General features: G+C 68.5%; 20 protein-coding genes. 6 read left to right on the forward strand and 14 right to left on the reverse strand.

Annotated features, from left to right (window positions below; all coding sequences use genetic code 11):
- Positions 1 to 75 precede the first annotated feature (75 nt).
- Positions 76 to 528 (forward strand): YciI family protein, encoded by a 453-nt coding sequence (locus ACLJOO_RS10965; RefSeq protein ID WP_410786772.1) that lies wholly within the window; start codon positions 76 to 78, stop codon positions 526 to 528.
- On the opposite strand, the gene ACLJOO_RS10970 is transcribed toward ACLJOO_RS10965, so the two are convergent.
- The 4 genes from ACLJOO_RS10970 to ACLJOO_RS10985 all read right to left on the reverse strand — a co-directional run bounded on the left by ACLJOO_RS10970 (position 510) and on the right by ACLJOO_RS10985 (position 3768).
- Entirely contained in the window at positions 510 to 1661 is a 1152-nt protein-coding gene (locus ACLJOO_RS10970; protein WP_410786773.1) for a zinc-dependent alcohol dehydrogenase family protein, read from the reverse strand. The two genes, ACLJOO_RS10965 and ACLJOO_RS10970, sit on opposite strands and share 19 nt — an antisense overlap.
- Positions 1658 to 2074 (reverse strand): acyl-CoA thioesterase, encoded by a 417-nt coding sequence (locus tag ACLJOO_RS10975; RefSeq protein ID WP_410786774.1) that lies wholly within the window; start codon positions 2072 to 2074, stop codon positions 1658 to 1660. The genes ACLJOO_RS10970 and ACLJOO_RS10975 overlap by 4 nt, the downstream gene beginning before the upstream one ends.
- Complete coding sequence (locus tag ACLJOO_RS10980) at positions 2071 to 2916, reverse strand: SAM-dependent methyltransferase (RefSeq protein WP_410786775.1); 846 nt, start codon at positions 2914 to 2916, stop codon at positions 2071 to 2073. The genes ACLJOO_RS10975 and ACLJOO_RS10980 overlap by 4 nt, the downstream gene beginning before the upstream one ends.
- 465 nt (positions 2917 to 3381) lie before the next feature.
- The gene (locus tag ACLJOO_RS10985; protein WP_410786776.1) at positions 3382 to 3768 is read right to left on the reverse strand and encodes a VOC family protein; all 387 of its coding nucleotides are present in this window, start codon (positions 3766 to 3768) and stop codon (positions 3382 to 3384) included.
- Between the two features lie 31 nt (positions 3769 to 3799).
- On the opposite strand from ACLJOO_RS10985, the gene ACLJOO_RS10990 reads away from it, so the two are divergent.
- A complete protein-coding gene (locus ACLJOO_RS10990; protein WP_410787142.1) occupies positions 3800 to 5128 on the forward strand; it encodes an MFS transporter in 1329 nt (442 codons plus the stop codon).
- Here the strand turns inward: ACLJOO_RS10990 and ACLJOO_RS10995 are convergent.
- The 4 genes from ACLJOO_RS10995 to ACLJOO_RS11010 form a co-directional block, all read right to left on the reverse strand.
- On the reverse strand, positions 5030 to 6217 hold the full coding sequence (locus ACLJOO_RS10995) for an ABC transporter permease (protein ID WP_410786777.1): 1188 nt from the start codon (positions 6215 to 6217) through the stop codon (positions 5030 to 5032). The two genes, ACLJOO_RS10990 and ACLJOO_RS10995, sit on opposite strands and share 99 nt — an antisense overlap.
- Before the next feature lie 110 nt (positions 6218 to 6327).
- On the reverse strand, positions 6328 to 7017 hold the full coding sequence (locus ACLJOO_RS11000) for an ABC transporter ATP-binding protein (RefSeq protein ID WP_410786778.1): 690 nt from the start codon (positions 7015 to 7017) through the stop codon (positions 6328 to 6330).
- Entirely contained in the window at positions 7014 to 8309 is a 1296-nt protein-coding gene (locus ACLJOO_RS11005) for a peptidoglycan-binding protein (protein WP_410786779.1), read from the reverse strand. Before ACLJOO_RS11005 ends, ACLJOO_RS11000 begins: the two co-directional genes overlap by 4 nt.
- Positions 8306 to 9352, reverse strand: coding sequence for a hypothetical protein (locus ACLJOO_RS11010; RefSeq protein ID WP_410786780.1), 1047 nt, complete (start codon positions 9350 to 9352; stop codon positions 8306 to 8308). The genes ACLJOO_RS11005 and ACLJOO_RS11010 overlap by 4 nt, the downstream gene beginning before the upstream one ends.
- A gap of 112 nt (positions 9353 to 9464) precedes the next feature.
- Between ACLJOO_RS11010 and ACLJOO_RS11015 the strand changes: the two genes are divergently transcribed.
- The 4 genes from ACLJOO_RS11015 (at position 9465) to ACLJOO_RS11030 (ending at position 13656) form a co-directional block, all read left to right on the forward strand.
- The gene (locus ACLJOO_RS11015) at positions 9465 to 10163 is read left to right on the forward strand and encodes a response regulator transcription factor (RefSeq protein ID WP_410786781.1); all 699 of its coding nucleotides are present in this window, start codon (positions 9465 to 9467) and stop codon (positions 10161 to 10163) included.
- Positions 10153 to 12042, forward strand: coding sequence for a sensor histidine kinase (locus ACLJOO_RS11020; protein ID WP_410786782.1), 1890 nt, complete (start codon positions 10153 to 10155; stop codon positions 12040 to 12042). The genes ACLJOO_RS11015 and ACLJOO_RS11020 overlap by 11 nt, the downstream gene beginning before the upstream one ends.
- A 527-nt stretch (positions 12043 to 12569) precedes the next feature.
- Positions 12570 to 12992 (forward strand): MmcQ/YjbR family DNA-binding protein, encoded by a 423-nt coding sequence (locus ACLJOO_RS11025; protein WP_410786783.1) that lies wholly within the window; start codon positions 12570 to 12572, stop codon positions 12990 to 12992.
- A 22-nt stretch (positions 12993 to 13014) separates the two neighbouring features.
- Entirely contained in the window at positions 13015 to 13656 is a 642-nt protein-coding gene (locus ACLJOO_RS11030; RefSeq protein ID WP_410786784.1) for a hypothetical protein, read from the forward strand.
- Here ACLJOO_RS11030 and ACLJOO_RS11035 read toward each other — a convergent pair.
- The 6 genes from ACLJOO_RS11035 to ACLJOO_RS11060 are packed head-to-tail and all read right to left on the reverse strand — an operon-like array spanning position 13653 to position 19094.
- The gene (locus ACLJOO_RS11035; protein ID WP_410786785.1) at positions 13653 to 14597 is read right to left on the reverse strand and encodes an LLM class F420-dependent oxidoreductase; all 945 of its coding nucleotides are present in this window, start codon (positions 14595 to 14597) and stop codon (positions 13653 to 13655) included. The two genes, ACLJOO_RS11030 and ACLJOO_RS11035, sit on opposite strands and share 4 nt — an antisense overlap.
- Complete coding sequence (locus ACLJOO_RS11040) at positions 14598 to 15341, reverse strand: SDR family oxidoreductase (RefSeq protein WP_410786786.1); 744 nt, start codon at positions 15339 to 15341, stop codon at positions 14598 to 14600. It lies immediately after the preceding gene.
- Between the two features lie 8 nt (positions 15342 to 15349).
- Positions 15350 to 16003 (reverse strand): histidine phosphatase family protein, encoded by a 654-nt coding sequence (locus ACLJOO_RS11045; RefSeq protein ID WP_410786787.1) that lies wholly within the window; start codon positions 16001 to 16003, stop codon positions 15350 to 15352.
- Entirely contained in the window at positions 16004 to 17053 is a 1050-nt protein-coding gene (locus ACLJOO_RS11050) for a phosphotransferase family protein (protein ID WP_410786788.1), read from the reverse strand. It lies immediately after the preceding gene.
- Positions 17054 to 17058: 5 nt separating this feature from the next.
- On the reverse strand, positions 17059 to 17856 hold the full coding sequence (locus ACLJOO_RS11055; protein WP_410786789.1) for an SDR family oxidoreductase: 798 nt from the start codon (positions 17854 to 17856) through the stop codon (positions 17059 to 17061).
- Positions 17853 to 19094 carry an acyl-CoA dehydrogenase family protein gene (locus ACLJOO_RS11060; protein WP_410786790.1) on the reverse strand — a complete coding sequence of 414 codons (1242 nt, stop codon included), beginning with the start codon at positions 19092 to 19094 and terminating at the stop codon, positions 17853 to 17855. Before ACLJOO_RS11060 ends, ACLJOO_RS11055 begins: the two co-directional genes overlap by 4 nt.
- Between the last annotated feature and the right edge of the window lie 16 nt (positions 19095 to 19110).

Genomic DNA, 19110 nt, shown 5'->3' on the forward strand with positions numbered 1-19110 from the left:
TGCCCGAAAGGCCGCACCGCTGTATAGATTCGTCTCGGGATTTAACGTCGACTTGGGAGGGTCCCGATGCGGTTCATGATGATTTTCAAGGCCAACGAAGAGTCCGAGGCCGGGCAGCTGCCGAGCGAGGAGAGCCTGACCGCGATGGGCCTGGTGATGGCCGAGATGGCGGAGAAGGGCGTGCTGCTCGCGGGCGACGGGCTGCTGCCGAGCTCGCACGGGTTCCGGCTGCAGCTGGACGAGGGCAAGCAGCGGGTGATCGACGGTCCGTTCACCGAGACCAAGGAGCTCATCGCCGGGTTCTGCCTGATCGAGGTCGCGTCTCGCGAGGAGGCGGTCGAGTGGGGCTGGCGCTGTATCGCGGCGGACACTCGCGGCTCCGACGATCCCGAGACCTCGGGGCTGCTGGAGATCCGGCAGGTCCCGACCGCCGAGTTCTTCGGTGACAACTACACGGACGAGGCCCGGGACCGTAACGAACACACGTTCCAGAAGGCCGCCGAGAACCTTCAGAAGAGCAATACCTGACGGATCGACGCGCCGGCGGCCAGGTCGTCGAAGGCCTGATTGAGGTCGTCGAGTCCGACCGTCGCGGTCAGCAGCCGGTCGACGGGTAGGCGGCCGGCTTGGTACAGGGCGACGTACCGCGGGATGTCGCGCGACGGCACCGACGAGCCGAGGTACGAGCCCTTCACCGTGCGCTCCTCCGCGACCAGGCTGACCGCGGGCACGCTGAACGTCTGCGACGGATGCGGCAGTCCGACGGTGACCGTGGTCCCGCCGCGGCGCGTGGCGGCGTACGCCTGCTCGAGCACCTTCGCGCTCCCGACCGTCTCGAACGCGTAGTCGGCGCCGCCTGACGTCGCCGCGCGCACCTGCTCGATCGCGTCCAGGTCGCGGGCGTCCACGATCGCGGTGGCACCCAGCTCCTGGGCGAGAGCGAGCTTCGACGGTACGACGTCCACGGCGACGATCGGATGCGCTCCGACGAGGACGGCGCCGAGGAGGGCGGACAGGCCGACGCCGCCGAGGCCGAAGACCACCGCGCTGCGGCCGGCCCGGACCTGTGCCGTGTTCACGACCGCGCCGACGCCGGTCATCACGGCACAACCGAAGAGCGCGGCGATCTCCGGTGGGAGTGATGGATCGATCTTCACTGCCGAATGTGCGGAGATCACAGCATGATCCGCAAACCCAGAAACGCCCAGATGGTGATGCACGCTGTCGGAAGGGCTGGTCAGGCGGTGCCCGTCGGCGAGGCGGGTGCTGGTGAGGCGGCGGGTGCCGCTCAGGAGCGTGCCGGCGGTATTGGCGGCTGCGCCGGGCTCGCAGAGGGCGGGGCGGCCTTCGGCGCAGGGGGCGCAGGCTCCGCAGGCAGGGACGAAGGCGCACGCGATGATGTCGCCTGGCGCGAAGCCGGGTGCCTCGGACACGACCACCTCGCCGGTGGCCTCGTGGCCGAGGAGCATCGGCATCACGCGCGGCCGCGACCCGTCGATCACCGAGAGGTCCGAGTGGCACAACCCGGCCGCGCGGATCCGGACGAGCAACTCCCCCGGCCCCGGCGGCGCGAGCTCCAGCTCCTCCACGTGCAGCGGCCGCGATTCGGCGTACGGCGCCGGCAGGCCCATCTCCCGCAGTACGGCGCCGCGCACGATCATCCCGTGATCCCTTCGAGGGCCGCGCGGATCTCGTCCGGTACCGGGACCGGGACGCGGTCGTGCCGCCCGACGAAGACGTGGACGAACCGACCGGTCGCGGCCGGCTCGTCCGAGCCCTCACGGAACAAGGCGATCTCGTAGCGCACGCTGGAGTTGCCCAGCTGCCCGCACCGCAACCCGGCGTCGACGACGCCCGGGAACTCGAGCGATTGCTTGAACGTGCACTGCGAATCCACGCAGAGCCCGATCACGTCACCGCCGTGAATGTCGAGACCACCCGACCGGATCAGGAAGTCGTTGATCACGGTGTCGAAGAAGCTGTAGTACTCGACGTTGTTGACGTGCCCGTAGACGTCGTTGTCCTTCCACCGCAGCGTGATCGCCAGGTGGTGCGGATACGCGCTCCGGATCACGGCTTGCGGCCGACACCCACCCACAGGCTGCACATGATGTCGGTGAACTCACCCTTGTCGACCAGGCGCTGGGTCTCCTCGTCGGGATACCAGCGGAACGGCGACACGACGCCGGGCTCGACCAGCTCGGTGCCCTCGAAGAACTCGGTGACTTCTTCCTTGCTGCGGACCTGCGCGTCACCGCCGTCGGCCTTGTAGACCACCATCGCCCGCTCCCACAGGTCCGGCGCGAAGTCCGGGGTGCAGTGCGAGAAGATCAGCAGCGAGCCCGGGGCGAGCGGCTCGACCAGCTGGCGGACCAGGTCGTACGGCTTCAGGGCGTCCGGCAGGTAGTGGAAGACACCGACGATGCTCAGCGCGACCGGCTTGCTGAAGTCGATGAGTTCCTTGACCTCGTCGGACTGCAGGATCGCCTGCGGATCGGTGACATCGGCCTCGAGGTACGCCGTCTTGCCCGCCGGGTCGCTCACCAGTAGGGCCCGGGAGTGCGCGAGCACGATCGGGTCGTTGTCGGCGTACACCACGTGCGCCGAGGGGATGATCTTCTGGACGACCTCGTGCAGGTTCGGGCTGGTCGGGATGCCGGTGCCGACGTCGAGGTACTGCGTGATGCCCTGCTCGGCGGCGTACTTCGCGGCGCGGTGCATCCACATCCGGTTCGACAGGGCGGCGGTGCGGAAGCCCGGGAACGCCTGCAGGAGGTGCTCGGCGGCCTGCCGGTCGATCGCGAAGTTGTCCTTCCCGCCGAGGAAGTAGTCGTACACCCGAGCGCCGTGCGGCCGGTCGAGCTTCAACTGCTCGTACATCCGCGGGTCGACGTCGGCGTCCTGCGATTCAGTCATGAAATTCCCATCCGCGCTGCGGCCCCAGAACTGAGTAAGGGGGTGTCTGATGGTTCCACGCCGTCGCGAGGAGGTGCTCGGTGCGGTGCATCGGCGTGCGGGGGCGAAGGTCTCGATGCGGAGCATCGTGGCCTTTGCACCCGTGCGGCGAGGTGCCGTGCCGAGTGCCCCGCAGTAGGCGTGGAACCATCAGACACTCCCTTAGCCATCGTAACCGGTACACAACGGACTGTGACACCGGCAGAACGACCCTACCCCTCCTGACCGCCCATGCCATCAGCTCCGGCGCGTCCGTCGTCGGCCTTTACAGAGGATTGAATTCCCGCCCTCGTTCTAAGGAGAGCGGGCTGCTCGGGTTCCGGACGCTGCCGACGTGGCGCGGGATCACGCTGTTCGCGAACGACACCGGCCGCACGCAGTCGGCAAACGAGGAGACACCGCCGCCCAGCGCCTGCACCAGACTGATTAGTCCTGCCAGAGGCCGACGCGGTTGCCGTCCGGGTCGAGGATGACGGCCATCTTTCCCAGACCGGGCACGGTCCACGGCGGGGTCGCGACCTGCGCGCCCAGGGCAGTGGCCCGGATCAGCGTCAGCTCGACGTCCGCCACGGAGAAGTACGTCGTGATGCCCGCCGGGCGGGTCTCGTCCGCTGACCCGATGCCGCCCGGCAACGTGCCGGGCCCGGGCTCGACGAGCGCGTAGTCGAGCTCCTCGACCAACCGGAGGCGCCAGCCGAACAGCTCGGCGTAGAAGCTCCTGGAGGCCGGAGCGTCGGTGGCGGAGATGTCGATCCATGCTGGGTGGTTACTGTCCATACCGCTACGTCGGATCAGGCCCGCGGATCTCGACATGTGCGGCGGTTACAGTGCAGGCGTGCGGTTCATGCGGGATTTGCGGGCGCTGTTGCGGCGGCGTGATTTCCGTCGTCTGTTCGCGGTTCGGCTGACTTCGCAGTGTGGGGACGGGGTCTTCCAGGTCGCGCTGGCGTCGTACGTGCTGTTCTCGCCGGAGCGGGCGCCGGATGCCGCGGCGATCGCGGGGCTGTTCGCGGTCTCGCTGCTGCCGTACTCGATCCTCGGGCCGTTCACCGGCGTACTGCTGGACCGCTGGTCGCGCCGGCAGATCCTGTTCGCCGCGAACCTGACCCGGGCCGCGCTCGTCATCGGTGTCGGCGTGATTGTCGCGGCCGACAACGCGGGCGTGCCGTTCTACCTCGCCGTACTCCTCACCCTCGGCGTCAACCGCTTCCTGCTCTCCGGGCTCTCCGCCGGCCTCCCGCACGTGGTCGAGCGCGACGAACTGGTGATGGCCAACGCGGTCACGCCAACGAGCGGTACGGCGTTCTTCCTGATCGGCGGCGGGATCGGCGCCGGGGTGAAGCTGCTCGTCGACTCCGACCTGGTCGTCCTCGGGCTGACCGTCGTCATCTACACGGCCGCCGCCCTTCTCGCTCTCCGGCTGCGGCGCGACCAGCTCGGCCCAGACCTGAACGGCGACGAGCCAGGCATCACCGAAGCACTCCGCACGATCGCGACCGGTCTCGTCGACGGTGGCCGGCACCTCCGCGAACGCAAACAGGCTGCGCTCGGCCTCGCCGCGATCGGGTCGCTGCGGTTCTTCTTCGGGCTGATGACGGTCGCGATGATCCTGCTGTACCGCAACTACTTCTACGGGCCAGGCCAGCTGAACCAAGCGTTCGGCGGGCTCGCGGTCGCGACCGGCGCGGTCGGCGCCGGTCTGTTCGTCGCCGCACTCGTCACGCCGTGGGGCACTCGGGTGATGGCACTGCGGCAGTGGATCACCGTGCTGTTCGTGGCGGCGGCAGTGGTGAGCGCCGTACCGATCGGGCTCTACACCAAGCCCGCGATGGTGGTGGGCGGGTTCCTGACCGGGTTCTGCGCGCAGGGCATCAAGATCAGCGTCGACACGCTCGTGCAGACGCGTGTCGACGACGTGTACCGCGGTCGGGTGTTCTCGCTGTACGACATGATCTTCAACGTCGGGCAGGTCTCCGCGGCCGCACTCGGCGCGGCGATCCTGCCCGACAGCGGGAAGTCCTACCCGGTGCTCGCGCTGATCGTGGTCGGATTCGCGATCACCGCCGTTGTTTACTCACGTGCCTCGCAGGGCGGTGATCGGCTGGATGGCGGAGGCCTTCCAGGCGGGATAGGTGCCGGCGACCAGACCGATGAACGCACCCAGCAGGGGTGAACCGAACGCCAGCCGGTTGTCCAGGATCGGCGTCCAGTCGCGGACCCAGGACACGCCGACGGTCAGGATGACGCCCACCGCCGTACCGAGCAACCCGCCGAGGAAGCCGACGATCACGCTCTCCACCAGGAACTGAACCGCGATGTGTCTTCGGGCCGCGCCGAGTGCTCTGCGCAGACCGATCTCCGAGATGCGTTCCAGGACGGACAGCAGCGTCACGTTCGCGATGCCGAGTCCGCCGACGAGTAACGCGACTGCGCCGAGCAGCAGGAACAACGCGTTCAGGTCGGACTCCACACCCTTGCGTACGGCGCCCTGCTTCGGCGGAGCGTCCACGGTCAAGGTGCTCGGGTTGTTCGGCTCGATCGCGATCGGGGCCTGCTCCGCGATCAGTTGTGCGGCGCCGACCGCCGTACGGATCTCGACCGCGTCCGGCGACTCGAGGTTGTAGGCCTGCTTCGCCGTACCGTTCGGCATGATCACCGCGTCGTTCAGGTCGGCGCGGCCGGTGACCGAGTCGAGGATCCCGATCACCGTGTACGGCTCGTCGCCGATGAACACGGCCGGCTGCGAGTCGACCCGGTTGATGCCGAGCCGCTCCGCCGCATGTTTGCCCAGGACAACCACCTTGTCGGCGCGCTGGTCGTGACCGTCGTCGAAGAACCGGCCGGTTTTGAGCACCGCGCGTACGGCGTCCCAGAGGCCTGAGGATCCGGCCATCACCTGGAGGGCCTTGCCCTGACCGCCGTCCAGGCCGGTGACGTTCTCGACCAGGTCGTCACCGATCTCCAGGCTGCTGACCGTGCCGACCGCTTCCACGCCGTTCAGCCGCTTGATCCGCTCCGGCGCGTCCCACGGCAGTTGCGCCGCCGCCTCCCCTTCCTGCCCGCCTTTGTCATCCGGCTGCACGACCACCCTGGTTGCCGCGGCCAGATCGAACCGCTGCGTGATCTGCCCGGCCGCCGTCTGCCCCAGCCCGACCGTTCCCACCAGCGCAGCGACTCCGAGCACGGTGCCGAGCGTGGTGAGAATCAGCCGAGTCGGCCGGGCGGCGACGCCGGCCAGCGCCTCGTCGAGCAGGTCCCGCACGGCGGGACGAGACCTGAGCCGGCGACGCCGGGAGCGGGTCGGGGTGGAGGACGACGCCGCTCCCGGCGACATGGACGGCCCGCCGGCGGGATCCGGGGGGCCTGCTTGGGTTACCACTGGAGGGTTCCGTCGACGATGCGGACCTGGCGTTGCGCCCGGCGGCTGACGTTGTCGTCGTGGGTGATGACAGCGAGCGTCATGCCCTCGGAATGCAGTTCGTCGAACACCTGCAGGATCGCCTCCGCGTTCGCACTGTCCAGGTTTCCGGTCGGCTCGTCCGCGAGCAGCAGGCTGGGTTCCGCCACGAGTGCTCGGGCGATCGCGACCCGTTGCCGCTCACCGCCGGAGAGCGTGGTCGGCGCGAACTCCATCCGGTGCGACAGCCCGACCCGATCCAGCGCGACCCGCGCCCGCGCCATCCGTTGCCGTCGCGGCACTCCGACGTACACCATCGAGAGCGCCACGTTCTCCAGCACGGTCCGATGGTCGAGCAGATGGAACGACTGGAACACGAACCCGATCCGCTCCCCCCGCAGTACGGCGCGCCGCCGCTCGCGCAGGCTCATCGTGTCCACGCCGTCGAGCCGGTAGACCCCACCCGTTGGGTTGTCCAACAACCCGAGCAGGTGCAGCAACGTCGACTTCCCGGACCCGGACGGCCCGACGATCGACAGGTACTCCCCCTGCCCGATGATCAGATCGATCCCGTTGATCGCCTGTACTTCGGGCGGCCCTGGAAAGATTCGCCGTACGCCGATCATCTCGACGACCGGCGCCGGCAACGCAACCGCGGTACTCATCGCCCGACCACCACCTGGTCGCCGTCGGACAACTTCGCATCGCCCTTCGGCGTGACCTGCGCGAACCCGTCCGCGGTCAGCCCGACCGTGACCGGGATCAGCTCCACCTTCCCGTTCCGCAGTACCTCGACCCGCGAGGCGCCATCGGATCCGGACGACAGGGCAGCCACCGGTACGGCGAGAACCTTGCCGCTGGTGCTCTTGATCGGGATTGTCACCCGCACGTTCGCGTCCCGCAGCAGCGCCAACTGGCTCGCGGTCAACGCGTTCGGCGCGACCACCACGTCGTACTGGTTCCCGTTCTTCGTGACCCGGCGGACCTTTCCGGCGACGGACACACTGTCACCGAGATCGAGCGTTGCCGCCATGCCTGCCTTCAGCCGCTGCGCGGTCTCCGCGTCGACCTTGACCGTGACCACCAGCGACGCACCGCTGGCCGACATCACCACGCCGTTCACGGTCCCGCCGCGCTCGACCTTCACGTCGTCGACGCGGCGCGGCAGCGTCTTCACGTAGACCACTTCGGACACCGGCAGCGGCGTACCGGCCTTGAACTCGGCCTCGTTCTGCGCTTCCTGAGCGTCCGCGAGATTCTCCTCCGCATCGTCCACAGCGCCCTGCTGCACGGAGGTGTCCTTCGCCTTCGCGTCCTTGGCCGCCTTGAGCTGCGACTGAGCCTGACGGAGTTGCTTCTTCGCGGCGTCGACCTGATTCTTCGACTGGTCGACGGCCTGCGTGAACTTCTCGTCCGGCTCGGGGGCCTCGTATCCGGCGTTCTCGTACAACTCCTCGATCGCGGCCGACGTGTCGAGCGTGTACTCGTCGTCAACCGTTCCCGGGTCGTATCCGAGCCGGTCGAGCGTCTGTTCCAACTGCAGCACATCCGGTCCCTTGGACCCGGGCGACAACGTCCGATACATCGGCAGTACGCCGGCCAACCCGATCACCGGCCGCCCGGTGATCTCGAGCAGCGCCTTCCCCTCGGTGATCGTCGACCCGACCGCCGGCACCTTCCCGGTGACGATCGGCGGTGTCGTCAGCCCGCTGGTCTCGACCCGGATGTTCACCGCGCCGTCGAACGACGCGTCACCCCGACCGACCACCTTGCTGGACAGCGCCTTCTTCGCCACCGGCACGGTGATCTGGGACGCCTTCGGTGCCGCGGTCTTCGCGGCGGCGTCCTCCGGCGAGCTGATCCGGCTGCCCGCGGCGACACCGACTCCGAGCGAGACGGTGGCCACCGCGGACACCCCGACCAGCACCCGGCGGCGGGACTTGGGCGAAGCGGTCACCGGTTCGCCGTCTCGTCGCGGTACGCCTCGAGCTCGGCCTTGTGCTGGTCGACGAACTCCTTCTCGGCCGCGTACTGCACCTTCTTGTACGCGTCGTCGTACCCGCCGGCCTTGCACTTCTGGTCCGCGACCGCGAGGGCGATCTCGGACTTGCGCAGCTCGGACAGCTTCGCCGAGTCGACCTTGTCGAACGACGGCGGGCCGGTGATCGTCTTGGACGGACCGCCCTTCGTCGGCGGCTTGTTCCCGGTCAGCGTGTCGAGTTTCTGCTGGATCTGCTCCCGCGGGTCGTCGACCTTCTTGAGATTGGAGTGCCCGGCGTCGGCCATGCAGTCGGACCAGGCGCTGGTGGCGTCCACCACGCGCTGGTCGGTGTCGATCCGCTTCTGCAGCGCCTGGATGTCCTTGAACAGGCTGTCGAACTTCTTGAAGTCGATGCTCCGGTCCGCGCCGTCGCCGTACACCTGCTTGACCGCCTTGCCACGACAGCCCAGGTCCTGCTGACCGCTCGAACTCGGCCCGTCCTTGCCGCCCTCGATCACGACCGCGCCGCTCCCGTTCGCGTTCGGTCCGTTGAGCGCCTTGTCGTACGCCTTCTGCGCGGCCGCCGACAGTGCACTGCGGATCTTGGTGTTCGGGTTCGAGTCGTCTTCGCCGGCCTTGGACCAGTCGATCGTGCTGATGCCGTAGCCGTACTGCTCGGCGAACTTGTCCGGCGGCAGGTTGAACGCTTCGCTGAACTTGCTCTTCGCGTTCTGCTCCGGCGGTACGGCGACGTACTCGAAACCGGCCGCCTTCATGCAGGTCGCGGTGGCGTCCTCGACCTTGCGCTGCTTGGCCAGTTCCTCCTCGGTCGGTTGCTGAGCGCCGCCGGCCCGGACCGCCATCTTGAACCCGCCGCCGGACGAACTGACGAAGCCGTCGCCCATGTACTCCGCGAGCGGACTCTTGTCGCTCTGCTGATCGGACGCGACCGGCGCCTTGTCGTTCCCACAGGCGGCCAATGCCAGGACCGCCATCACGGCGAGTGCTGTTCTCTTCATGGCGTGGAGCGTGCCGCCGCGGCCGTGAAGAACCTGTGAAGGTCCCGTTTGCACCTGATGCTCTCAGCCGATCTTCATCGGATTCTCATCAACTTCGGGGACATTGAGGGGTATGCCAGCCCGGATCCTGGTCGCCGAAGACGACCTCAAGCAGGCGGAGCTGATCCGGCGGTACCTCGAACGGGAAGGGCACCTGACCGTCGTCGTCCACGACGGCCGGGAGGCTATCGACGAGGCCCGCCGGCGCAGCCCGGACCTGCTGGTGCTCGACGTGATGATGCCCAAGGTCGACGGTCTCGACGTGTGCCGGGTGCTGCGGGCCGACGGCGACGTCCCGATCATCATGCTCACCGCCCGCTCGACCGAGGACGACCTGCTGCTCGGCCTCGATCTGGGCGCGGACGACTACCTGACGAAGCCGTACAACCCGCGCGAACTGGTAGCGCGGGTCCGGTCGGTACTGCGCCGTACCCGGAGCCGCGCCGAGGGCGAGGTGTACCGGGTCGGCGACCTCGAGATCGATCCAAGCCGGCACGAGGTCCGCCTGGCCGGGGAGCTGATCGAGCTGACACCGGCCGAGTTCAAGATCCTCGCCTGTCTCGCGGCCTCGCCCGGGCGGGCGTTCTCGCGGCAGCAGTTGCTCGAGCACGCGTTCGGCTTCGACCACTACGTGTTCGACCGGACTGTCGACGTACATGTGATGAACCTGCGGAAGAAGATCGAGCCGTCCGCGGGCGCACCGGCGTACCTGAAGACCGTGTACGGCGTGGGGTACAAACTCGCGGACCAGGCGGTGAGCCATGCGTCGTAGCGTGCTGGTCCGGTTCCTCGGGCTGTCGCTCGCGGTCGCGCTCGGGGCCGTGATCGCCACCGCGGTGATCGCGACGTACAGCACGACAGAGAAGTTGCAAGGCGAGATCGACGCGAACACGGGGCAACTGCAGGTCGACGGCGTGATCTACGGCCAGCTGTCGAAGTACGCCGCGGATCATCCGACCTGGTCCGGTGTGGACAAACTGGTGCACGAGCTGGCCGACAAACTCGGCCGCCGGGTCGCGGTCACCGCCGACGACGGCTCGGTGATCGCGGACTCGGCCCGGATGCTCGGCGCGGCGCCGGACCTCCCGTCGGTGCCGGCGGCAACCATCGACGTCCGGAACTCCGGTGGCGCGAAGCTGGCCGGGATCTCGGGCCTGACGAACGTGTACGCGGCCCGCAAGACCGTGGCGGCCGGCGCGGCGGGCGGGTTCGTCACGACCGCGACCGCGATCCCGCCGTTCGTGGGCGCCGCCGACTGGGGGTTGACCGAGGAGGAGCAGCGGAACCAGGCAAAGCTCGCCCAGCAGGTCGCCGACTGCTACACGGCGAAGGGCAGGCCCGCGAGCGTCGCGCAGACCGGCGGGGCGGTCCCGCAGGTGATGATCGAGTCGACCGAGTCGCTCGCCGGCGCGCGCGTGATGGAGAAGCCCGGAGTCGCTTCCAAGGACGACACCTGTTACTCGCCCGGACTGTACGCCCCGAGCGCCAAGGCCAAGATCGTCAACGACGACGAGGTCCGGCGCGCGGTCGCCTGCCTCGATGCCGCGAGCCTCAAGTACCAGATCAACGACTTCGGGGGTCTGAAGTCCGTCGAGCCGATCGCCAAGGGCGATTTCACGGACAAGTTCGTCGACTGCACCACCCAGGCCCGCGTCCAGGCGTTGACGCCGTACGTCGCTCCGCCCGCGAAGCTGTACCTCGGGGCGAAGAGCACGTTCAACGTCTTCTCCGGTGAGGGACTGCTCCGGACCGCGGCGACCGCGCTCGGTGTGCTGCTGATCGCGGCGCTGGTGATGGTCTTCGCCGGGCGTCGGCTGGTCCGGCCGATCGTCGCGTTGACGGGTGCGACGCAGCGGATGCGGAACGGGGACCACGCGGCGCGCGTGCCCGTCAGCGGGAAGGACGAGGTGGCGCGGCTCGGGCATGCGTTCAACGACATGGCGGAGTCGATCCAGCGGCACGACTTCCAGCGCAAGGCGATGGTGAGTGATGTGGCGCATGAGCTTCGGACGCCGCTCGCGAACATCAAGGGCTATCTGGTTGCGTCCGAGGACGGCGTCGTACCGCTTGACCAGTCGCTCGTGACGTCTCTGCTCGAAGAGACGGGGTTACTTGAGCACCTGGTCGCCGACCTTCAGGACCTCGCCCTCGCGGACGCGGGCATGCTCCGCCTACACGCGGCCTCACGCGACCTGTCCGAGTTGGTCCAGCAAGTCGTCTCCGCGCACGGGCCTGCCGCGGACACGGCCGGGGTCACGCTGTCCGCCGCGGTCGCCGGCCCCTCGCCCGCGGTCGTCGACGGCTCGCGAATCCGGCAGGCGCTGGGGAACCTGGTGTCGAACGCGATCCGCTACACGCCGACGGGCGGGCACGTCGTGGTCGGCGTACGGCCTGTGGAGTCTGAGGGCAGGCCTGGTTTCAACCTGACGGTCACCGACAACGGCGCCGGCATCGCGCCTGAGCACCTTCCGCATTTGTTCGACCGCTTCTACCGGGCCGACGTCTCCCGCACCCGCACCACCGGCGGCAGCGGCCTGGGCCTGGCCATCACCAAGCACCTCACCGAAGCCCACCAAGGCCACATCACCGTCACCAGCAACCCCGGCACCGGCTCCACCTTCACCATCTGGCTCCCCGCAACCTCCGGCTAACAGGTGCGTTGCACCCGAGCTGGGGGCGGTGCACGGGAACCAACGGCTCTCCGGCCCGATGTGTAGGTGTTGGCGGCGGCACCACCGCACCACCGCATGCACCGCCCGAGCCGCCCCACCGGCCGGCCCCGACCGAGCACGACGAGAGCCCTCGCACACGAGGGGATATCCCACGGCGTTGTGGGTTCTCCCTTGGCATACGAAGGGAGAACCCACAACGCCAGGGGATATCCGGCTCTCTGCCGGAGGTGTGAGAGTTGCCCGCCGGTGGTGACCTGCCGAAGGGGCTGGTATGAGGCTGCTCCACCCGGGTGGCCGGCTGGAGGATCGGGTTGGTGGCGGCTCGTCTCCTCGCGGTGGTGTGAGGTGCAAGCTCGACAGGTAGAGCACCGGCGAGACGCTGTACGCACGGACACGTTCACGCTCAGGTGCACTACCCGGCCAACCGACACATCCTGTCCAGCTGCCGATCACACCAAGCCCAGCGCCGCCCGCCCCCGACAGGTGGCGACCCTAGACTCGGGGGCATGGCGGCGCGGAGGGCTCGGGTGGCGGATGTGCACGAGGTCGCCTCGGGGATGCCGTACGTCACCAAGTGGGAGCGCGACGACGGGACGGATCGGCCTGTGTATCAGGTCGGCGGGAAGTCCTTCGTGTTCTTCCGTACGCCGCGACCCGACGCGGTGGATCCGGTGAGCGGGGACAAGTACGACGACGTGATCATGATCTGGGTCGAGTCCGAGAACGAGAAGCTCGCGCTGCTGTCCGACGACTCGAATCCGTTCTTCTCGACACCGCATTTCGATGGTCACCCGTCGGTCCTCGTCCGGGCCAGCCAATTGGGCGAACTCACCAAGCAGGAACTCACCGAGGTCATCCAGGACGCGTGGCTGTCCCGAGCCTCCAACCGTCGCGCAACGATGTGGCTGCGAGAGCACCGCTTGAGCTGATCTCGCTGCCACACTTGAGTCTGTGAGCTCACCGCCTTCCGGCCCGAACTACAGCTGGCAGCCGCAGCCGGGCGACTACAAGTCGGCGCCAACGTACGGGCAGCCGCCTCGGAAGAACCGCGGCGGGCTGATCATCGCGCTGATCGTCGTGCTCGCGTTGGTTGCCCTGGGCGCGGTCGGCGTACTCGCCTACCGCCTCGTGAGCGACCACCGCACCACCGACCGCGATCCCGGCGGCGCCGCCGCCAACCCGAAGCCCACCACAACCACCCGCCCAACCACAGCTCGCCCAACTGCCGTGCGCCCAACTGCGCGCCCGACGACTGCGCGACCGACGACTGCGCGACCGAGCGCGACCGGGACCGGGGCAGCAGGTGCGACCAACCTCGCCCGCCGCTTCGTCACCCAACTCAACGCCAACAACTCCGCAGCGGCGACCGCACTGGCCTGTGAGAGCTCCCGGCAGGTGATCCCGACGCTGATGAAGACGTTCCTCACCCCGCCCACAAGACTCACCGCCGGCAAACTGGTCGGCCAGCAGACGACATTCGTCATTCCTCTGACCGGTACCACCAAGGGCTCCACGGTCAACGGCGTCATCGTCATCCACGAGATCGCGCCAGAACCGCTCTGCGTCCGCGCCTTCCAGCTCAGCGCCCGCTAACCACCCAGTGAGCGGGCGGTTTCCAGGAGGTCGGTGCCGGTGGGGAGGGTGGCGATGATGGGGGTGTCGAGGCCGTTTTCCACGTAGCGGTTGATGTGGGCGCGGCATTCGGCCGGGGTGCCGTGGACTATCAGGGCGTCGATGAGGTCTTCGGGGATGGCGGCCATCGCGGCGTTGCGGTCGCCGGTCGCCCAGGCATCACGCATCGGCTTCATGACCTCGGCGCGGCCGAGCCAGTCGTGGAAGGCGGCGTACCCGGGCACGGTCAGGTACGTCGCGATCAGGAAGCGGCCGATGTTGCGGGCCATCTCGGCGTCCTCGGTGACGCAGACGAAGATGCGGGCGGCGAGTTCCTTGTCCGGACCGAGCTCCTCGCGAACCCGGCGTACGTCGTCCGCGGACAACCAGTTCGTGATCGCACCATCCGCCTCGCGCGCGGCCAGGCGCAGCATCTGCGGACGGAGCGCGGCGAGCATGATCGCGGGCGGTACGTCGGGCGCCTTCTCCAGCCGGAACCGCCGGATCGTGAAGCTGTCGAACTCCCCGTCGACCTTCTCGCCCGCGAACGCCTGCCGCAGGAACCGCAGTACGTCGCGGGTCCGCGCCAGCGGCGGGTCGTACGCGATCCCGTTCCACCCGGTCACGATCGTCTCCGACGACGCCCCGATCCCGAGCACGAACCGTCCCGGCGCGAGATCCGCCAACGCCGCCGCACTCATCGCCAGCGCCGCCGGCCCACGGGTGTGCACCGGTACGACAGCCGTCCCCAACCGCAACGAAGAGTCCCACTCGGACGCGAGCACCAGCGGCGTGAACGCATCCGCACCGGCGACCTCCGCCGACCACAGATCCGTGTACCCCAACTCGTGCAGCTCCGAGATCAGCGCGCGGTGATCACGCAGCGGTACGCCGGTCAGCGGGACGGTCAGACCCCAGCGCATTCAGATCATCCTCTTCAGCAACGGCAGCGGCGCGAACCGCATGACCTGGGCGAGCGGCCACCACGGCCGCGCCGGGACGTACGCCTTCGCCTTCTCCGCCTCGATCGCGGCGACCATCGCGCGCACTCCCGGCTCGGTGTCGACGATGAACGGCGCGTTCGCCACCCGCTCGTTCATCTCGGACCGGATGTACCCGGGGTAGATCGTGCTGACCTTGATCGGCTTGCCCAGCAGCTCCAGCCGCAACCCTTCCCCGAGCGAGGCGAGCCCGGCTTTCGTCGCGGCGTACGTCGTGACCGTCTTCGGGAACCCGCGCAGCGCGGAGATCGAGGCGATCAGCACCAGATGGCCGGCGTTCCGCGCCCGGAACAACTCCATCGCCGCCTCGACCTGGGCGAGCGCGCCGACGAAGTTGGTCAGCGCGGTGTCGCGGTTGGCGTCGAACCGGCCGGTGCCGAGCGGCGCGCCCTTGCCGAGTCCGGCATTCACGACGATCCGGTCCAGCGGCAGCTCGGCGTCGATCTCCCGGAACACCTTGAACACCTGGTCGTGATCGGTCACATCCAGGCTGTGGGTAACTACCGTGACCTGTGGATAACGCTCGGTCAGCTCGGCGCGCAGCGTCTCCAGCCGGTCGGTACGTCGGGCGGTCAGCGCCAGGTTGTGGCCCTTCGCCGCGAACTGCCGGGCCATCTCGGCACCGAGGCCGGAGCTGGCGCCGGTGATCAGGATGTTCCGTCGCATCGGGAGTCCTATCTGTACGTGAGCAGGTCGGCACCGACGTGGACATGCTCGTTGTAGCTCACCACAGTCAGCCCGCCGCGGCCGGACACGACCTTGGTGATCGCGGTGTTGATCGTCACCGGGTTCAGCTTCGCCCACAGCCCGTCGCCACCGGACAGCAGCCGGCTCACCACGGCCGCGATCGGCCCGCCGGACGTGAAGACGAGCGCCGCCTCACCCTTCCCGAGCCGCTCGGCAGTACGTCGTACCGCAGCCTCGGACCGGTCGCAGAACGCCTGGAATGTCTCGGCGTACCCGTCGCCGCCGTCGATCCAGCGCTGGGTCGCCGCGGAGAAGACGTCCTGGAAGGTACGCTTCGGGTTTCCGGTACGGGCAAGGTCGGCCACCATCACCGCGTGCCGCCTGTACGCCGGTTTGTGCGCGACGAGCACCTCCTGGTGATCGAACTCGTCGAACCCCGGATCCACCTCCGCGGTGAACCCCGCCAACGAAGCCGTCTGCTGATGCCGGTGCATCGAACCGGACATCACCAGCTGCGGCTTGACCTCCGCAAGCGTGTGCCCGAGCCGCTTCGCCTGCTGTTCGCCCAACTCCGACAGCTTGTCGTAGTCACGCGCACCGAACGACGCCTGCGCGTGCCGGACCAGATAGATGACCGCCACTCACGCCTGCCGGATGATCCGGCGGCAGCGCCGCTCGAGCAGATTGACCGGCAGCCAGAAGTTCTTGAACCGCGGGTTGCGGGTCTGCTTGTGGTGGTAGCGGTAGTAGATCTGCTGCGCAATCACTGCTAGCCGGAACAGCCCGAACACCTCGTAGAACGCCCAGTTGTCCACAGGCACACCTGACTGCTTCACGTAGTACTCCACGATCTCGTCGCGCGTGAGCATGCCGGGCGCGTCCGACGGCTGCAGCCGGAACCGGCGGAACGCCCAGTCGTCGTCGGCCTGCACCCAGTACGCGAGCGCACCCCCGAGATCCATCAACGGATCCCCTAGCGTTGCCAGCTCCCAGTCCAGTACGCCGACCACACGCAGCGGATCGTCCGGCGCCAGTACGACGTTGTCGAGCCGGAAGTCGTTGTGGATAACGCACGTCCGCACCTCGGCCGGCTGATGAGCAGCGAGCCACGCCATCACGCGCTCGTAGCTCGGCACGTTCCACGTCTTCGCCTTGCGATACCGCTCGGACCAGCCGGTGACCTGACGTTCGACGTACCCCGCACCGCGGCCGAGATCGCCCAGACCGGCCGCCTCGGGGTCGACCGCGTGCAGCTCGGCGAGCGTGTCGATCAATGTGAAGCCGAGTTGCCGGGTCTGCGCCGGAGTGAGGTCGACGCCCAGCGTGTGATGCCCGGGGATCGTCCCGGCCACCCGCTCCATCACGTAGAACTCGGAGCCGACGATCGTTTCGTCCTTGCAGTGGGCAACCATCTCCGGGACGTACCGGAACACCGGCTTGAGGCCGGCCTGGATGCGGTACTCGCGGCCCATGTCGTGCGCGCTCTTCGCCTTCGTGCCCGCCGGCGGACGGCGCAGGATCAGGTCGTGGCCCGGATAGCTCAACAGATAGGTGAGGTTCGAGGCGCCACCGGAGAACTGCTTCACCTCAGGCAATCCGGCCGGTAGCGAGACCTGTTCCCGCAGCCACGCGTCGACGGCGGGTACGTCGAACGCGTCCTCGTCCCGTACTGGTCGAGCGCCCTCCGGCACTCCCGTCACCGTCCGTCCGGCGAACGGGTCTCGCCCGCCCGTTCGTGGGCGCGAGTGGCGATCCTGCGCATCTGGCGGTCGTACAGCGGGCGGGCGAACCGCTTGGTCAGCCAGGCGAGCTGCGCCGGCCGGTCCGGGACGATCAGGAACCGCTGCTTCTTGATCCCGTCGAGGACGGCGGCCGCGATGTCGTCGGCGGTCCGCGGCGACTTCTCGATCAGCTGCCGCGCGGTCGCGCCCATCGCACTGTCCGCGCCCCGGATCGAGTCCGCGAGGTTGGTCCGGAAGAACGACGGGCAGACCACCGACACGTTCACGCCGTACGGATGCAGCTCATGCGAGAGCGTCTCGGAGAGCGCGACGACGCCGGCCTTCACCGTGTTGTACGAGCTCATCATCGGCGGGTGGACGAGCCCGGCCGCGGATGCGGTGTTGACGATCCGGCCGGAATGCTGCCGTTTGAAGAGCGGGACGAACGCGCGGCAACCGCGGACCACGCCCATCAGGTTGATGTCGACGACCCGGTCCCATTCGTCCAGCGTCTCGACGTCGATCCGCCCGCCGGTCGCGATCCCGGCGTTGTTCACCAGGATGTCCAGTCCGCCCCAGTTCTCCTCGCACCACGCGACCGCGGCATCCCAGTCCTCCGGGCTACGGACATCAAGCTTCAGGTACGCCGTACCGTCGCCTGGACTGTCCTCCGACACGTCGGTGCCGAGCACCTGGTGGCCGTCGGCAACGAACCGCGCCACCAGCGCCGCGCCCAGACCGCTCGCGGCGCCGGTGACAAGAACCCGACTCACTTGGCCTCCTGAACCGCCGCGAGGTAGGACGCGAGTTCGATCCTCGCGATCACCCCACGATGCACCTCGTCGGGCCCGTCGGCCAGCCGCAACGCGCGGGCGCTCGTCCACGCGGCCGCGAGCGGGAAGTCGTCGGACAGCCCACCGCCGCCGTGCAACTGGATCGCCATGTCGATGACATCCTGCGCCATCCGCGGTACGGCGACCTTGATCTGGCTGACCTCGCTCAACGCGCCCACGAGCCCCTGCGTGTCCAGCAGGTACGCCGTCTGCAGCACGAGCAACCGTGCCTGGTTGATCGCGATCCGCGCGTCCGCGATCCGCTCGCGGTTGCCGCCGAGGTTGACGAGCGGCTTGCCGAACGCGGTCCGGCTGGTGCCGCGCTGCAGGGCGAGCTCGAGTGCCTTCTCGGCCAGACCGATCAGCCGCATGCAGTGGTGCACGCGGCCCGGTCCGAGCCGGCCCTGGGCGATCTCGAACGCCTTGCCCGGTCCGACCAGGATGTTCGCGGCCGGTACGCGGACCTCGGTGAACGACACCTCGCCGTGGCCGTGCGGTTCGTCGTACCTGCTCATCGCGGGAAGCAGGCGCTCGACCTTCACGCCCGGGGTGTCGCGCGGAACGAGGACCATGGTGTGACGCTCGTACCGGTGGGCCTCCGGCTCGGTGAGCCCCATGAAGATCAGCAGCTCGCAGTCCGGGTGGCCGACGCCGGTGCTCCACCACTTGCGGCCGTTCAGGACGACCTCGTCGCCGTCCACGACCGCGGTCGCCTGCATGTTGGTGGCGTCGGAGGACGCGACGTCCGGCTCGGTCATGCAGAACGCGGACCGGATCGTCCCGTCCAGCAGCGGTTCGAGCCAGCGCTTCTTCTGGTCGTCGTTGCCGTACCGGAGCAGGACCTCCATGTTCCCGGTGTCCGGCGCGTTGCAGTTGAAGATGTACGGCGCGATGAACGACCGGCCGGTCAGCTCCGCGATCGGGGCGTAGTCGAGGTTGCTGAGGCCTTCGCCGTACTGCTCGTTGCCTGGTTCCGCGGGCGGGAGGAACAGGTTCCACAGGCCTGCGTCACGGGCTTTCGCCTGCAGGTCCTTGATCATCGGTTGCGGCTGCCACGGGTCACCGGCGGTGCGGATCGCAGTGTGCAGTTCTGCCTCGACCGGCTCGATCTCGCTGCGCAGGAAGCTCTCCACGCGGGCGACCAGATCTTGAGCCCGGGCCGAAGGTTCGAACCCCATCAAGACTCCTCTCCCT

This window comes from Kribbella sp. C-35, from assembly GCF_046549195.1.
In the GTDB taxonomy this organism is placed as follows: Bacteria; Actinomycetota; Actinomycetes; order Propionibacteriales; family Kribbellaceae; genus Kribbella.

Bases quoted from the DNA above. Each gene is read 5' to 3' on its own strand.
- ACLJOO_RS11000 (WP_410786778.1), bottom strand. From the start codon at position 7,017: ATGAGTACCGCGGTTGCGTTGCCGGCGCCGGTCGTCGAGATGATCGGC.
- ACLJOO_RS11010 (WP_410786780.1), bottom strand. From the start codon at position 9,352: ATGAAGAGAACAGCACTCGCCGTGATGGCGGTCCTGGCATTGGCCGCC.
- ACLJOO_RS10970 (WP_410786773.1), bottom strand. From the start codon at position 1,661: ATGATCGTGCGCGGCGCCGTACTGCGGGAGATGGGCCTGCCGGCGCCG.
- ACLJOO_RS10985 (WP_410786776.1), bottom strand. From the start codon at position 3,768: ATGTCGAGATCCGCGGGCCTGATCCGACGTAGCGGTATGGACAGTAAC.
- ACLJOO_RS10980 (WP_410786775.1), bottom strand. From the start codon at position 2,916: ATGACTGAATCGCAGGACGCCGACGTCGACCCGCGGATGTACGAGCAG.
- ACLJOO_RS10965 (WP_410786772.1), top strand. From the start codon at position 76: ATGATGATTTTCAAGGCCAACGAAGAGTCCGAGGCCGGGCAGCTGCCG.
- ACLJOO_RS11035 (WP_410786785.1), bottom strand. From the start codon at position 14,597: ATGCGCTGGGGTCTGACCGTCCCGCTGACCGGCGTACCGCTGCGTGAT.
- ACLJOO_RS11015 (WP_410786781.1), top strand. From the start codon at position 9,465: ATGCCAGCCCGGATCCTGGTCGCCGAAGACGACCTCAAGCAGGCGGAG.
- ACLJOO_RS11060 (WP_410786790.1), bottom strand. From the start codon at position 19,094: ATGGGGTTCGAACCTTCGGCCCGGGCTCAAGATCTGGTCGCCCGCGTG.
- ACLJOO_RS11040 (WP_410786786.1), bottom strand. From the start codon at position 15,341: ATGCGACGGAACATCCTGATCACCGGCGCCAGCTCCGGCCTCGGTGCC.
- ACLJOO_RS11025 (WP_410786783.1), top strand. From the start codon at position 12,570: ATGGCGGCGCGGAGGGCTCGGGTGGCGGATGTGCACGAGGTCGCCTCG.
- ACLJOO_RS11020 (WP_410786782.1), top strand. From the start codon at position 10,153: ATGCGTCGTAGCGTGCTGGTCCGGTTCCTCGGGCTGTCGCTCGCGGTC.
- ACLJOO_RS10990 (WP_410787142.1), top strand. From the start codon at position 3,800: ATGCGGGATTTGCGGGCGCTGTTGCGGCGGCGTGATTTCCGTCGTCTG.